General features: G+C 36.9%; 14 protein-coding genes. 1 reads left to right on the top strand and 13 read right to left on the bottom strand.

Annotated elements, in window-relative coordinates; genetic code table 11:
* Positions 1 to 208 precede the first annotated feature (208 nt).
* Positions 209 to 1,438 carry an IS110 family transposase gene (locus SPD53_RS10900; RefSeq protein ID WP_123316898.1) on the top strand — a complete coding sequence of 410 codons (1,230 nt, stop codon included), beginning with the start codon at positions 209 to 211 and terminating at the stop codon, positions 1,436 to 1,438.
* Between the two features lie 148 nt (positions 1,439 to 1,586).
* On the opposite strand, the gene SPD53_RS10895 is transcribed toward SPD53_RS10900, so the two are convergent.
* The 13 genes from SPD53_RS10895 to SPD53_RS10835 form a co-directional block, all read right to left on the bottom strand.
* Positions 1,587 to 2,603 (bottom strand): bifunctional lytic transglycosylase/C40 family peptidase, encoded by a 1,017-nt coding sequence (locus SPD53_RS10895; protein ID WP_336252579.1) that lies wholly within the window; start codon positions 2,601 to 2,603, stop codon positions 1,587 to 1,589.
* Between the two features lie 5 nt (positions 2,604 to 2,608).
* Entirely contained in the window at positions 2,609 to 4,753 is a 2,145-nt protein-coding gene (locus SPD53_RS10890; RefSeq protein ID WP_336252558.1) for a CD3337/EF1877 family mobilome membrane protein, read from the bottom strand.
* Positions 4,734 to 7,043, bottom strand: a complete 2,310-nt coding sequence (locus SPD53_RS10885) for an ATP-binding protein (RefSeq protein WP_442946215.1) — start codon at positions 7,041 to 7,043, stop codon at positions 4,734 to 4,736. Before SPD53_RS10885 ends, SPD53_RS10890 begins: the two co-directional genes overlap by 20 nt.
* A 170-nt stretch (positions 7,044 to 7,213) precedes the next feature.
* The gene (gene ltrA / locus SPD53_RS10880) at positions 7,214 to 9,034 is read right to left on the bottom strand and encodes a group II intron reverse transcriptase/maturase (RefSeq protein WP_336252557.1); all 1,821 of its coding nucleotides are present in this window, start codon (positions 9,032 to 9,034) and stop codon (positions 7,214 to 7,216) included.
* Positions 9,035 to 9,832: 798 nt separating this feature from the next.
* The gene (locus tag SPD53_RS10875) at positions 9,833 to 10,225 is read right to left on the bottom strand and encodes a conjugal transfer protein (protein ID WP_336252556.1); all 393 of its coding nucleotides are present in this window, start codon (positions 10,223 to 10,225) and stop codon (positions 9,833 to 9,835) included.
* 71 nt (positions 10,226 to 10,296) lie between these two features.
* Positions 10,297 to 10,797 carry an antirestriction protein ArdA gene (locus SPD53_RS10870; RefSeq protein WP_336252555.1) on the bottom strand — a complete coding sequence of 167 codons (501 nt, stop codon included), beginning with the start codon at positions 10,795 to 10,797 and terminating at the stop codon, positions 10,297 to 10,299.
* Positions 10,757 to 10,954 carry a hypothetical protein gene (locus tag SPD53_RS10865; protein ID WP_336252554.1) on the bottom strand — a complete coding sequence of 66 codons (198 nt, stop codon included), beginning with the start codon at positions 10,952 to 10,954 and terminating at the stop codon, positions 10,757 to 10,759. Before SPD53_RS10865 ends, SPD53_RS10870 begins: the two co-directional genes overlap by 41 nt.
* Positions 10,955 to 10,963: 9 nt before the next feature.
* Complete coding sequence (locus SPD53_RS10860) at positions 10,964 to 11,185, bottom strand: hypothetical protein (RefSeq protein WP_010097509.1); 222 nt, start codon at positions 11,183 to 11,185, stop codon at positions 10,964 to 10,966.
* 25 nt (positions 11,186 to 11,210) lie between these two features.
* Positions 11,211 to 12,428, bottom strand: coding sequence for a MobT family relaxase (gene mobT, locus SPD53_RS10855; protein ID WP_336252578.1), 1,218 nt, complete (start codon positions 12,426 to 12,428; stop codon positions 11,211 to 11,213).
* Positions 12,429 to 12,639: 211 nt separating this feature from the next.
* Positions 12,640 to 13,980 carry an FtsK/SpoIIIE domain-containing protein gene (locus SPD53_RS10850; RefSeq protein ID WP_336252553.1) on the bottom strand — a complete coding sequence of 447 codons (1,341 nt, stop codon included), beginning with the start codon at positions 13,978 to 13,980 and terminating at the stop codon, positions 12,640 to 12,642.
* Positions 13,980 to 14,360 carry a YdcP family protein gene (locus tag SPD53_RS10845; protein WP_336252552.1) on the bottom strand — a complete coding sequence of 127 codons (381 nt, stop codon included), beginning with the start codon at positions 14,358 to 14,360 and terminating at the stop codon, positions 13,980 to 13,982. Before SPD53_RS10845 ends, SPD53_RS10850 begins: the two co-directional genes overlap by 1 nt.
* 11 nt (positions 14,361 to 14,371) lie before the next feature.
* The gene (locus tag SPD53_RS10840) at positions 14,372 to 14,686 is read right to left on the bottom strand and encodes a YdcP family protein (protein WP_336252551.1); all 315 of its coding nucleotides are present in this window, start codon (positions 14,684 to 14,686) and stop codon (positions 14,372 to 14,374) included.
* 106 nt (positions 14,687 to 14,792) lie between these two features.
* Positions 14,793 to 14,978, bottom strand: coding sequence for a hypothetical protein (locus SPD53_RS10835; RefSeq protein ID WP_336252550.1), 186 nt, complete (start codon positions 14,976 to 14,978; stop codon positions 14,793 to 14,795).
* Positions 14,979 to 15,110 lie beyond the last annotated feature (132 nt).

The raw sequence follows: 15,110 nt of genomic DNA, 5'->3' as shown, positions 1-15,110 counted from the left end.
GACTGTTTCCCAGTGTGCGTTTTGATCTTCATACACGCAGGCTGTACACCTTGATATTCGAACTTGGATGTTAGTAGCTCCAAGGCGGCTTTCGATACAAGGATAGTACTCATAGACGAGGCTGCTGATCAACGTTCACACTAGGGATATCTCAGAGCGTCCAAGAGCTAAGTTCCAATGATTCTAAATCGAAAGGAGTGTTAATCCCATGAAATTATTTGTTGGTTTAGATGTTAGTTCTTTTGATATCAAGGTTTGTTTTTTAAATGGTGAAGGAGATAAGTTAAGTTCCTTCACAGTAGACAATGACTTGCCTGGTGCTACTCAGTTAAGAGACGAAATCCTACATGCCGTTCAAGGGAAATCTGTCAGTGAATTACGCATCGGTCTTGAATCAACTAGTGTGTATAGTTTTCATCCGTCCATGTTTTTACACAATGATAAGTTCATTCAAGCACTTGGTGGACAAGTGTTTGTGATGAACCCTAAACAAATAGCTAATTTCAAAAAGAGCTATAGTGACATGGATAAAACAGATGAAATCGATGCCTTCGTCATCGCGGATTATATGCGCTTTGGACGTCTGCCCATGTCTATTGTGAAAGAAGAACAGTATGTTGCTCTTCAACAGTTAACACGAGCGCGCTACCAATTAGTCCGGCAGGTCACACAAGAGAAACAACGCTTTCTGCAATATTTAAGCTATAAATGCAATACGTTTACAGAGGATGTGGAGTCATCTGTATTCGGTAAAGCAATGATGGATTTCTTTTTAGAAAGTTATAGCTTAGAAGAATTATCTTGTATGGACTTAGAAGACTTGGCCGATTACTTAAGGGTAAAGGGAAGGAATCGCTTCCCAGACGCCAACCAAGTAGCTAAATCCATTCAAAAAGCAGCACGATCCTCTTATCGCTTAGACAAGGTTGTTGAAGATTCCATAGATGCGATTCTTTCAACGTCTATCACATTAATTCGGACGTTTGAAAAACAGATTAAAGAACTGGATAAATCTATTGAGCGAATTATGAAAGGTATTCCTCAAGTATTGCAATCAATACCTGGTATTGGTCCTGTTTTCACAGCGGGAATTATCGCTGAAATTGGCCAAGTTGAACGGTTTGATAATGAAGAGAAAATCGCCAAGTACGCTGGTCTGTATTGGCGAAAACACCAATCTGGTCGCTTTACTGCAGATCACACTTCCTTGTCGCGTAATGGTAATCAGTATCTACGATATTACTTAGTTGAAGCCGCCAACTCGGTAAGAAGGCAGATCCCTGAATACAGTGAGTATTACGCAAAGAAATATCAAGAAGTACCGAAACATCAACATAAAAGAGCCCTCGTCTTAACCGCAAGAAAATTTGTGCGTTTGGTTGATGCGCTACTACGCAAAAACCAAATTTACACGCCCAAAAGGAGCGTAGATATATGAAGCATAAATAGCTTCTGAATCCTTTAGCTTTACCAGTAATTTACATAATTTTACTGGTATCGGTTTTGTGTTGCCTTTTTTAAGATAATTGTACCTTGATAAATAAATAACTAACTATTTTTATCTTGACATATTACCGCAGGTCTTTCTATTGTTTGATGCGCCCTGCTCCAATTAAATGTCTTTGCCAATAAGCAGTCGTTAAATCTGCATAGCCAATCGGATCACCTGCGTTATACATTTGATTGTCTCCAAGATAAATACCGACATGGGTAACATACGTTCCAGCATTATACGTTGAATGGAAAAACACTAAATCACCGGGCTTTGCTTCAGATAAAGGAATATGTTCGGTGACGTCATATTGTTGTTGTGCTGTTCTTGGTAAATTAATTCCAGCCTTTTGATAACTCCACTGCGTCAGTCCACTACAATCAAAAGAAGTGTTCGGGTTATCTCCACCAAATACATAAGGATAGCCTTCATACTTCAACGCTTCATCCATCACTAGTTGTACAATGTCACCATCAAATTGCGGAACATGAAAATACTGGTTGACTAGATCGACATAAAACATATTGCCATACAGATAACGCCAACCCCCGTTCTTTTTTACCGCAATTGGGTTGGTATAAGTCGTTTTACTTCCACCTGAATGTTCTTTCGCAAAACTTTGTGCTAAGTCAAAACTATATTTTTTTCCTCTTTGTGCGACATAATCAATGAAACCACCGCCATAGTTATACGCTTGTATGACCGTATTTCCATCTACCACTTTAGATTCTGCTGATTGAATTAAATCCGCAAAATATTTTACTCCTTGCTCTATAGATGCTTCTTCCGAATCTAAAGTATTAGGTGGTAATCCCATTGACTCACTCGATTGCATCACATCGATTAACCTTCCACCACTTTCCACCTCCATAATTGCGAGTAATGTTGACACATATTCACTAACGCCATATTCTTTTGCATATTTCTCTACCATTGGTCGGTGCTTTAATACATCTGCTGACACAGAAACACTTCCCCCGCCATCAATACCCGAATAATTTTCTCCTGATGAATCATCTTCATTAGAAATAAAGAGTGCCACAAAAACCAACAATCCAAAAAAGAGTAGAAAGCCTACTCCATACGTTATGAGCATTATTTTTAATCTTATGACCTTCATTGACGTTCCCTCCTATTTGGAGGTATAGAACGTTTCTGAAGCTGTCTCTTCATCATTACTTTGATTGGTTTATCTGGATGCTTCATCACTTTTTGTTTACGTTCCACTTCTGGCCGTTCTTTATAAACTGATATTTTTCTATTCAACTTCGACCGTTTGAATTGGTCCTGAATTCCATGGGTTAAATATTCTTGTGCACTTGGTGATGTTTTTAGTTGTTGTATGAATGTGCTCACAATCGGTTCTCTTTGGGTAACAGGTCGTGTATGAGGTCGTGTATGAGTAAACTGATTACGAGAAGATGCACGCTTTTTATCCAATGCTCGTCGTTTATCTGCAATTGTTTGTCGATATTTCACTGTGCGTTCTATTGCTGCTTTTTCTCTTTGTTCTTTCGCTCGCACAACACCTTCTTTAAAATCATGAACAGGCTTTTTCAATTGTTCTTTTCCTTGCATCACTGCATATTTAGTACTTGTTGGTAAATCAACCAATTGTTCTTTTCGGTGTTTGATATTTGCACGAACTTGGCTTTTTGCACCAAGTACTTTCCCAGTTACTTGACCAAATTTCTGACTTAAGGAAGTTAGATTCGCCTGTTCATTCATCTTTTCCTGATTCTTTTTTGGTGAAGATGTGAGTCGTTGTAATGGGCGAAGTGACGATGAACTCCCTTTTGTTTTTTTAGACTGACCAACTAATGCGCCAGCCGTCGCCCCTGCTGTTGCACCTGCAAGTGTACGAGTAATATTACGTTGTAAGCGGCGACCACCACGATTAAACATGCGATAAGGTCTACGCATCACTTTACGGCCAACATTTTGTGAATCATTACTTTGTAAGCTGAACATACTCATGATGTCACCAAGTTTCATGTAAATGCCTGCAAACGTGACAATCTGCAAAAAGGCAATTAAGAAAAAAGGATAACTCGTTGTTAAACTGTAAAGCATGGATGAAATACTGAATGCAACTGTAATAATTAACGTGATACCCGCACGAAGCATAATCACATTAAATAACTTCATAATCGCTTGTTTCCCCATGTTTTCAAAAGTTGGAATCATGGATAATAGAAAACTAATCGGTAAAAACATCGCATAAATAATAAATAGAATTTGCGAGAAAATCATAATGCCCGATAATAGGAACACAAAAATGGAAATCCCAATGTTAAATAGAAATAAAAAGAAGACCATGCCTAAACGTGTTGTGGTCTTCGTAATCGTTAAATTTTTATTGTCATGATCTTCAATTTCTGCTTTAACCGCATCTTCACGATCTTTTCCGTTATTGGCATCTGGACTAATCGAAACCAATGTGTCTACGCGATCTTCACCAATTGTTTCTTTGTCTGAATCATCAAATTGTAACAACATCCATGGCTGTTCTACTTGAATAGAAAAGAGATTATTTCGTATCATATCCACACCATCTTTTCCTTGACTAGTAGAGCTTGGCATTAAGATTTTTGTTCCTAAGTCTAAACTTGCTTGACTAATATCAGCAGAAAAATCATTAATTTTTGTAATGTATGTTGGTGCGTAAGCGATAAAAGAAGCTGATAACAGAAACACGACTAAAAAATTCATAATCGCTCGAATCGCTTTTGTTGTTTCTCGTTTCATTAGACCTGTATAAGCCACGTAGATCCCAATGACTAAAATAAACAGAAGCAAAAAACCGACATAAAATCCTGAACTACTGAAACCACTTGCCGTAATCCCCGCTAATGTTTGCATATTCTTCCCAATCGCATCTGCTGTTTGGGAAATGAAATCAAGAGAGTAAGCTTGTTGGATTAAGTAGCCTGTGGCATTTGACAAATACAAACTGATAATCCAAATGAAATTGGTAATTGTGTAAAGTCCATACATGACCTGTTTACCAATCCCATCATTCCAATTCCACGGCAGCCAATCCCAACCTGTATCAACATAAAAATCCAGTTGGTAATGATCTAATGGATAAATAGAATACAAGTTATCTTCCGATACCGTATCATCGACTAATCCAGCTGCATGTGCAAAAGTGCCAAGTAATAGAAGACATAGAAAAACGGCAGCACCAATTAGTACTACCGTTAAGATCACTTTTTTCAATTGTCGCTTCTTCACATGATCACCTCGTCTCTTTCTCATTTGTAGGTGGCCGAGTATCAAAAGCATCAAATAAATCTTCAAAAACAGGATGGACTTGAATAATCCCAACACATCCATATAAATCTTGGATCAAACATTGGCCGTTTTCTAGCTCCCGAAGTCGCCTTTGATTGCCTTCATCTTCCTTGTCTACTCCAAAAAACTCCAATGTTTTTTTAATTTCATTAATATCCCTAGAACGAAAGGCAAACTTCACACCAATATTATTTTTTAACTTCTCATCGGTTAAATCATCTGCGTTTTGCGTCACAAAATATACACCAGCATTCATCGCACGTCCTGCACGAACCAATTTATTTGAGAGTGTTTTCCCTTGTGCAACTTGCAGGAACGACCAAGCTTCATCCAAATCAACAATTTTAAATATGCTTCGATCAGAATGGATAAAGTCTAATGCAAAGGTAGAAATCACAATCAGCATCGCGACACTTAGTAGTTCCATCGTCGTATATTCCTCAAAACTCGTTTCCGCATCAGGTAATACTAAATCAGCCACTTGAATAATGTTTAACTGTTTCTCTAAACTAATCGAATTTTTTACCGTTCCATCCGAAAACAGAAGGTGAGCGAAGTCATAATCCGTAAAACTTTCAATATGATCTGCAATGGGACGTGCTAATGGATTTGGATCACTTCTAAGTTCCTGGATGACAAGAAGTAACCCTCGTTCCTCTTGTTGACTGACCGCACGAATCGCTCGACGTAACACAGGAAACTTTTCACCATCACGACTAGAGATACCCGTAAGAAAGGTAAGAATATCAATCGCAAGACTTTCCGAATCCTTTTTCTTTTTCATAATGACATAAGGATCAAGTAACCCCTTATTCTTGTCATCACTTGTTAAATTCACCACGTTAATTTCATGTGCCATTTCTGGCAATGTTTCTTTCCAATTACCTCGTTCTGCTTTTGGATCAACGATCAGTGCTTGTCCGCCAAATAGCACGGCATAATAAACGAGCAAATTATTTGAGAATGATTTTCCACCACCAAGTGAACCTAGAAATGCGGAGGCAAGCGCATTCGTAACAGAACCTTTCACCCCTTGACTTGCTAAACTCGGATTCAAATAGACATTACGGCCTGTATCTAAGTTATATCCAATATAGATACCTTCCGTTTCACCAAGCATTTGTGTAGCACCAAATCCAAGCCCCGCTAAAAAGTCGGATGTAACGTACTGAATATAATCATTCATATACCGTTTACTAGCGGGAATAAACTCACTGTGTAAACCAATCATATCTCCAAATGGGCGAACAAGTTTCACGTTTAAATCGTCATAAAAATCTTTCACCTCATTACATCGCTGTTTGAGTTCGTCTAAATTAGAGGCAGAAACTCGAATGACAAAACTTAACTTGTACATCGACTCCTTACTTTGATCGAGTACATCTTCTAGTTCATTCACTTGTTCCAACGCTTCTAGCACATTACTTCCTGTTTCATTGTTGGATTCCCAAGCATGATTATCTAAATCTTTCAGTTCTTTTTTCTTATTCCGCACAGTCGATAATGCTTTTTTATTCGTCACAATTTCCACATTCATGGATGTATCAATGGGGAAAGTGAATTGTTGTTGTTGATAATAAAAGATTTCATCTGATGGAAACTCCAAATCACCAACAATCGAATTGATGGTAAAATAAGCAACATATGTTGTTTGTTCTTCTTGTTCAATTTTTAAATAACGCTGATTTTCTTCAATAAGACAACGTGTGGGTTTGATGATGTCATAACGCTTCACTAAAGTTTCATGCTTTAATTTTTTCAGGCGAAGCACGTAGTCATATTCCTCATAAGCAGTATCTGATTGACCATGAAGATGTTCAATTAAATAACCAAAATCATTTTTATCTAAAGGACGTATTTTGAAACGTCTTGAAATTTTGTTTTGCAGTAAAGACTCCATTTTAGAGAAGCGTCTCATTTCATCATGAGGCATGGAAACAAAATCCCCCATTAAATGATGGTTCACATCACGAACAAAGGAAGATAGTAAATTTTTAATCGATTTTCCCATGGATTTCATACTAACTTCTTCTTCATTCAAGAGCAGTTTAAAACCAATAAAAAAACGATAGTCTACTTGATGTTCCCCAATCATCGAAACAAGCGCTTCGGTTTGATCATCAATTCGTGCATAAGCAACGTCTTTTAATCGACCAGTAACTAATTCTTTACTTCGCTCTTGAACAGAACGAATACTACTAGCGGTACTAATTTGTAGGGCATGAATTTTTCCGTCTTGATTTTGTGCAATCAATTGGCGAAAATGATCGTGTACTTGTATTTTTTCGTCTGGTGATAGAAAGGAATAATTATAGGGAAGTAATTATACTGATAGGTAATCCTTTGATGTTATCTCCAAATTTTCCCCCAGTTCACACCGTACGTGAGACTTTCACCTCATACGGCGTTCCAACAACAGTTATCTTATAGGGTTATCTCTAAATTTTCTGCGAGTAGTCTTAAAGAATTAACTTTTCTCATACCGTTTTTATCAAGGTTAAGCTCGTTTAAATATTTATTAATTGTCTTTGATTGAGTAGCGTGAACCAATTTATGAACATTGGTTTGAAGCCAAACGAGATTGGAATATTCATCTGTCCCTCCTAAATGTATCGGGTGCTTGTGATGACATTCCATATTCCCTATCACCAAAGGTTTATTTGTGACAAAACATTTGCCTCTTTGACCAGCGATAAGGGAGATAGAGTTGTCTTTATACTCAACTGATTTATTATAGGATTTTTGTTTTAATAGATAATAGATTAAATGCCTATAACCGTTCAATTTGTCGTGAATGAGTAATCTTCCACGTTTGGTATAATTATTTATCTCCTGAGAAAATCTAGGAGGGGATAAATACTTACAGCCAAAAATAGGAAACAGGGCAATTCCTTTTATCCCTTTTGCTGGTGTATTGTAACTTCCATAGAGCTTCATATAGGTTTTTGATTTATTTGGTATGACTGTTAATTGCGATTTAAGTCTACATTCAAGGCTCTTATTGACAGAGTAATAAATTTCTTTGAAATCCATATTGCACAGCGTGGCAGTTCTATAATAGTTGTGCATGCCTAGTATCATGGCATTAAGCCGATTGGCTTCTTTTTCACTTGGATTTCGTTGAATAGTTTTAACCTGCTCTTTGAGCGTTTTCTTCATTGTTTGTTTTGCTTTATCTGAGATATTACTTCTTGTGACGTATTTATTGCGTTTCTTTTTAACGTATAATTTGAACCCGAGAAACTCAGTCTTTCCTTTTCTCACATTGGTTATTTTAGATTTTTCAGGACTAATTTCTAGTCCTAATCTTTCTTGTAACCATTGCTTAGTGGCAATAAATATCTTTTGAGCTGTTTGATAGTCTCTACAAAATAATTTAAAATCGTCCGCATATCGGACAAAGAAAAATTCTTTTAGATTTGTCGTTTTTAAAGCTCTTGATTTATTTTCCACGTTGCTATATTGGTGTCTTGGTTTAAAAGTTTCCCACTGATTGCTTAACCACCAATCTAATTCATTCAATACTACATTAGAAAGTAAGGGACTGATAATTCCTCCTTGCGGAGTTCCTTTTTCGGGAACACCTAATCCTTGTATTTCAGATTTTAGAATTTTCCTGATGATACTCAACAAGTTTTTATCTCTAATTCCAATCTGCCATAATTGCTTTAATAGTTTCCCATGGTGGACATTATCAAAGAATCCCTTAATGTCAATATCTACAACATAATGCAGTTGATTTTTCCACATAAGATAATTTGCTCTAGCTATGGCATGACTAGTTGCTCTGTTAGGGCGAAAGCCATAACTATGATTATGGAATTTTGCTTCACATATTGGTTCTAAAACTTGTTTGATACACTGCTGAATAATTCTATCGTCCATACAAGGGATACCAAGGGGTCTTATTTTTCCATTTGGTTTCGGAATTTCGACTCTTCTTACACTTTTTGGGAAATAGTTTGAAAGTTTATTTTGAAAATAGTATATAAACTTTTCTTGCCCCCAATTTTTGTAATAGGTAATATCTCGTCCGTCTGTTCCTGGCGTAGTTGATCCCTTATTAGTTTTGATGGTTCGGTAAGCTAGTAATATGTTTTTCTCAGAAGTAATTATTCGCATTAAATCACGAAAATAGTACTCATTACTGGCTTTTTCATGTAATTCATCAAATACGTCTTGTAAGTGGTAATACTCATTATTTCGCAAAATTTGTTTCTTCTTTAAGTTTCTACTGACAGTCAAGTCAACTAATCGCTTTCCACAGAAGCAACGCCTCTAATCATTAAAAGTTTTCGTTTCTTTTAGTCATACAAGAACCTTGAGTTATTTAGAGATAATTCTATTTAATAACTGTTGTCTAGTGGCTGTTACTCCATTCTCATTACAAGAACTTCATCGCTCGTGCCACCACTTTCACTAGAGTAAATGTAAGTTATAGTACAACTTTTCCTTACAAACACAACATCGGTCTGCTACCACTTTAATATTTGTGTCTCTAGCTTCCGACGTTCCAATAAATCTATCTGTACATATATCCGTAGGTGCTTGCTATGAGCCTGTATACTGGATAGTGCCTTTAACACTATAAGGTGTTTCATAATTACGAGTTTTACTCCACCTCATATACTTCACGAATGTGACCTACGCATTTCTACATAATCGCCTTATAGACCCGTACATTCACAAGTTCGTCAGTTCCGTAAGAACATTCTCACCATAGATATTTTATAGACCTCCGGCATATAGGATACACAGACTACCTCTAGTCCGTTTTCGATTGTTACATAACTTTCGGTACCTCTCTGTCGACTTCACCTAGCTTTACACAATAATTTAGTAGCAGTAATTATTGCATATAGGAGTATCAGGGGGAGCGTTTCAAGACGTTACTCTATCATTCCACTCCTCGATTTATCAGTTCTCACAATAATAATTGTGAGTTTCATTTCCTGCTTTTAGGCAGTTATAGAAAAACATCTCACACCATAATACGCAAAACATTCCCCATCATGGTTAAAAACAAGGTTATTCTCAAGGTATTTAATCGGATAACGCATGGACTTCACTCCTCACGGCAGTAATGGATTCATTTACCTTCACACGTTGCACTTTGATAGGTTTTCCTGCATACGTAACCTTAGATCGAAACCAATAAGTCAATGCAGACTTAAGGAAGCTATACGGCTTTTTGCCATCGAATGTTTTCTGACTCATAAACCATGTCAAACCAACCGGAATTCCGACATATTTTAATAACGCTCCATTGATCAAAGAGAGTGGGGGAAGATTCCCAAGTAACATCACCATCAGTAGAGAGAGAACAAACCATGACATTTGATTGAATGTGACGGGAAAAGGTAATCGAAAATCATTAATGGCATAAATCACTTTTTCGACTGACCAAATACGAGTATAACTTTTTAGTTTTTTCATACGTTCTCCTTTCAAAAAATGAAACAGCCTGCATATAGACAGACTGTTTCACAGTTTTATAACCTATTTATTTACCCAATATACTCAAAGACACCATGTGATGTAACAAGATAATTACCGCTTATTTCTAGGTCACGTCCGAAAGCTTCATAATCAATATAGTTTTGTAGATTGGCAGGAACTTCCCCAAGTGCTCCTGTTTCCTCTACGAAATACCTTGCGACATCTGCCATATCCTCACAATCAGGATAATACATAATATCATCTTGATTCTCAAACAATTCTTCGATACTATTAAACCAATAATTTTGAACTTCAGAAAGAGAATCATAAAGTGGTGTACCTGCAATTTCTTCCACCATGGCACATAAACGGTTTATTTCGGAAATAGGGGTATATTCACCGATTTCAAAGGGGAGGTCATAATCAAAAATGGCATATTCTTCGTATTCTCCATTCAGGCCGATACGTTCTTTCACTTCCTCAAAGTCAATGGGTGGTGTAAACCATGCCCCATTGACTTCTCCTTCATTATATTTCCCAAGATTCGTTATAAACACTTGCATTTCCATTGAAACTCACATCCTTTTTATTAAAAATAGCCATAAAAAAAGCAGCAGTTTGTTTTTTGCTGACACACGAAATATACTTGTTAATCCCTTCCGCACTACCGTTTGGATCAACATTTGTTTGCAGAACATAAGAAAACCACTTATCTTCCACAAACAAACGTTACAATTAAGCCCCTATGATTCGATTAAATAAGTTTAACAACACATCTTTCACTCCAGCCGCATTAAAGACTAATCCTACTGCAACCAAAGCAATAATGAGAAAGCCGATTAGTTTAGAAAACTCTCGTTTAAATCCTAAATAAATGCCAATGACGACAATCGCCATTAAGACTAAAGATTGCGCATTACTTAAAAACCAGTTGTACAGGTTCTGCCCAAAGTTCATTTGAATTTCTCCCTTCATTAGTTAATCATTCATTATCTGATAGTGGTTGAATCACTTTCTCAATAGGAATGGTTTGTTGCATGAGTATTTTTTGATGGCGCTTAGATAACTCTGTTTGTTCCAACATATCCTTGATGACACTCGTTTGATTTAATTCATCTATCTTTGTCGCCAGTTTCCAAGTGGGGGCGACTTGATGAGCTAGCCATCTGAGTGTCTTATCAAAAGTGTAAGGTTCAGGCTTTGTCGTTAAAGAAATTTTTCTATTCACGCCTAAATCCAAAAATCGTTGCCATTCCTTATTGATTTTCCAACTGCTGCGACGTTTCCCCTCGTCTTTATCAACAAAACGAATATACCGATTAATAATTGAAAAGGCAGTCCGTCCAGCATCTTCATACGTCATTAAATCGACAATCGCATGATAAGCACGATCATTCTTTAAACGGATTTCAAAACGGTTTTTCACGTCTGTATCTTCGAATGATGTACCATGTTTTACATATTGTTCATAATCCTTTTCATACGCACAGAAGTACACGTCACTTTTTAAAGAACCAATATATAACGTATTTCCCATGTCAGGTTTTTCTTCACTTTGTACGAGTTCACCAGAACGGTAGCTTTTAAAACTACGAAACACAGAGATACATTCTTCTTGACGGCATTTTTCTGTTAAAAACGGAATATCCAATATCCCTGTCTTATCGTTTATCGCAAGGTCAATTCGTTTAAAAACACCACCAATACGAAACACTTCCATAAAAAAGTCAAACCATGTTCGTTGCTGGGCTAGTAGAAAATTCTCAAATTGACGACAGCCTTTTCCTTTGAGTTCGAGTAAACAACCTTTATCCTCATCGGGTGAAACCATGACGACGATATCACCAAAAACGTATTGTTCCATATAGGAATAAAACGCGTAATCTTCATGTAACATGTACTCCATTTTGAGTTTCAAAATCTCTTCAATGACAGGCTTCGGGTTTGTCGTTAAAAATCGAATCCGCACATAATCAAACAAGATTTCTAGTGGAGCATCTGGATTAAATTGCTCTAAAATATCGAACAAAGCCACTTGTAGTGAATCGGAAGGAGTTACTTTCCCTGTTTCAATTTCACTAATATATTGTCTTGAAATGCCAATATGAACAGCCAGTTTATTTTGTGATACACCGTATTCCAATCGTTTTTCTCTTAATTGTTGATACCAAGGTACTTGATTCATGTGCATTCCTCCCAACACAAAAAAGATGTCAACTAAAGGGTAAAAGCTGACATCTTCTTCATATGCTCCAAACCGTTGTGCCATCAGGTGTTATTGGTCTTTGGAACAGTTTCCTATTGTTTTTCTACCCCCCTGTTAGAAATGGGGGGTTAAGCGTGGCTGTCGCCACGCAGGCTTAGCCCAGCACGTCGGCTTTCGCTTCGCACGCCGCCGTACTGTGCAGCCTTTATTGGGCTAGTTTAGCAATCTCATTTAAAAAATCATGTTCTTTCGGGACAAGTGGTGTATAAAATTCAGAAATGACATTATCCCCTTTATCAACATACCCTCGGCCCTTAATCTGTTTTAAGAAAAATTGTTTTTGTACGTCACTTCCAAACATCATGCCGTACCCGAGCTCACTCATACGACCTAAAGCAACCCGAAAATTAAACTGATCACGAATGCCATCCCCAAGATATTTTGCGTCTGGCCGTTGACAAGCAAGAATAAGAAAGAAGCCTGCTTGACGTCCTAACATGACAATCTGTTTCAGTTTGGTTAAGACTAGGGTATTTTCCTTAGAAGCAAGCATTTCCATAAAAGCAACATATTCATCAAAGACTAAAAAGTGGGGAGATAAACCTAAATAGGCATAGTTTTCACCTGTCTTATAGCCCGCCATCTGTTTCATTTTTTCACTACGAGTCATCATATCCCCATAAAATTGATCAATACACATCATCATATCTTCCTTTTTATAATACACATCAGGCATAACCGTGGCTAAATCCGCTAAATCGGCATTTTTCGGATCTAGGATATACAATTTTGCATCTGTTTTTAATAGGGCTTCAATTAGTGTGAGAATAAAGTACGTCTTTCCGCCGCCAGTTCCACCAGCAATTAACATATGTGGGAGGCTATCATATTCCCAATACATTGAGTCCATAAGCTTTAAACTGCCATTTTGTGCAACCACTTCATCAATGGAAATACGACTATTAATTGTGTCATAGAGCAAGATATATTCCACAAAGGAATCATGTAACTCTTTCGATACCAATTCACAGTACAAACCACTTTCCAGTTTATTTTCGAGGTTTAGTAACTGCTCTTGATATTTTCCCAATGTGATTTCTGTTTGAATATAAAGCAATCCTTTTTCAAGCCGATAGTACATTTTAGGAAAGTGACTAATTTTATCTTTTGCTTTTCCATTTGGTATGTCTTTAAAGAAGCTACTTGATTGTACTTGTTTTATTTCATACCAACCATTTTCCATAATCATTTTAGCAAGCTTCTGACGGTGAATAACCTGTCTGATACGGTCATACCGATAGCGATAATAAATAAAAGCACAGCAAGCTACTATCACTAAACTAATCACCAATGAAATCAATCCATACGTACTCATAAAATGTGTTTGAAATAGATCAAGCTGCCACGTTGTAGAAAGTAAAAATGACAGATGAAAAGGGATAAAAGAAGCGAACCATACACCAACGATTCCAAAGAATACAAATTGAAAAACGAGGGATACATCACTCGCTCGAATTCGTTTCCCTCGTCTTTTAAAAGTTTTCATTATTTGTCTTTATTTGGACTAGATTTTGGAATATTACTTGTCGATGCTGTCGCTTTTCCCTTTAAAACTAAATCATCTGCTTTAATGTACCAATCAACATCTGCGCCACGGAATGTTGCATTTGCGACTGTATCTGCGACGGGGTTAATGATTTCTACTTCCGCATTATAATCAAATTCTTTTAAGGGAACGGAAGCAGGAATACTCACTTGAATCATGCGACCTTGTTCACGAGACTTTAAGTCATACGTGCGTTCCTTTACCTCGGTTGATACCGTACCATCTTCGTTTTGAAGAAACACTTCTCGTCGTAATGCAGAGAATTTTAATAATCCAAATGTTTTTTCTTTATCAATGACAATACCTTGTGCTAATCTCATGTTTTTCCTCCTTAGGCTTTTACCATGTCATCTGCATGTAAAATATAATTTGTGAAACCACGTTCTCCAATTTTATATCCCTCTGCGGTGATTCTTGCATTGACTAATTTTACTTTTTCCTCATGTTCAAAGAACTTTTCTCCTGCTTCTTGGGGGAGAATCACCTCAACATCATCTGCGCGTTGAACATCTGAATACAGGTTATAACTCCTAGAAAGAGTGGTCATACGCCCATTAATCCGTCGCTGTTCGACTTTGCCTTCTCCTGCGTATTCTAAATTTCCAAACGTCTTTTCCATATTTGGAACGACATGTTTTAATTCCATCATATAAACCTCTTTTCTTGTTTTAAGTTTTGGTTATTTATTCATATTGAAAGCAAGGAAGAAGGGAGGAGAACGAGAAAAATACATCTTCATTTATCAATCACTCCTATGCTTCTTGTAGTCGATAATCTACACGCCCATAAATCACACACCAAAATACAACCATTGTTTCTCCATTTTCATCACGTATCAATTTCCCATGAGGAAAAAACGGAAAGTCTTCAATCTCAATTTCATTCATAACAAAATGATCATCAATCCATTCCATCACCTTTTCTTCATTTTTTTCCAAAGAAACTACACTCCTTCATTGATCTGATCAATAAAAAAAGCATGACAGATGGAACTTGTCACACGTTACAATTATTTCTCACTAAATTTTTTCCAAATTAAAAACGCCATCTGTCGATAAATTCCTTTCAGA

The organism is Oceanobacillus sp. MO10714A, from assembly GCF_037072045.1.
Taxonomy (GTDB): domain Bacteria; phylum Bacillota; class Bacilli; order Bacillales; family Amphibacillaceae; genus Oceanobacillus; species Oceanobacillus indicireducens.
Note: the sequence above shows the minus strand (reverse complement) of the source record. Positions and strands in the feature narration are given on the sequence as shown.

Bases quoted from the DNA above. Each gene is read 5' to 3' on its own strand.
- SPD53_RS10860 (WP_010097509.1), bottom strand. From the start codon at position 11,185: ATGAACTTTGGGCAGAACCTGTACAACTGGTTTTTAAGTAATGCGCAA.
- SPD53_RS10845 (WP_336252552.1), bottom strand. From the start codon at position 14,360: ATGAGATTAGCACAAGGTATTGTCATTGATAAAGAAAAAACATTTGGA.
- SPD53_RS10840 (WP_336252551.1), bottom strand. From the start codon at position 14,686: ATGGAATTAAAACATGTCGTTCCAAATATGGAAAAGACGTTTGGAAAT.
- SPD53_RS10870 (WP_336252555.1), bottom strand. From the start codon at position 10,797: ATGGAAATGCAAGTGTTTATAACGAATCTTGGGAAATATAATGAAGGA.
- SPD53_RS10875 (WP_336252556.1), bottom strand. From the start codon at position 10,225: ATGAAAAAACTAAAAAGTTATACTCGTATTTGGTCAGTCGAAAAAGTG.
- SPD53_RS10890 (WP_336252558.1), bottom strand. From the start codon at position 4,753: ATGAGAAAGAGACGAGGTGATCATGTGAAGAAGCGACAATTGAAAAAA.
- SPD53_RS10850 (WP_336252553.1), bottom strand. From the start codon at position 13,980: ATGAAAACTTTTAAAAGACGAGGGAAACGAATTCGAGCGAGTGATGTA.
- SPD53_RS10900 (WP_123316898.1), top strand. From the start codon at position 209: ATGAAATTATTTGTTGGTTTAGATGTTAGTTCTTTTGATATCAAGGTT.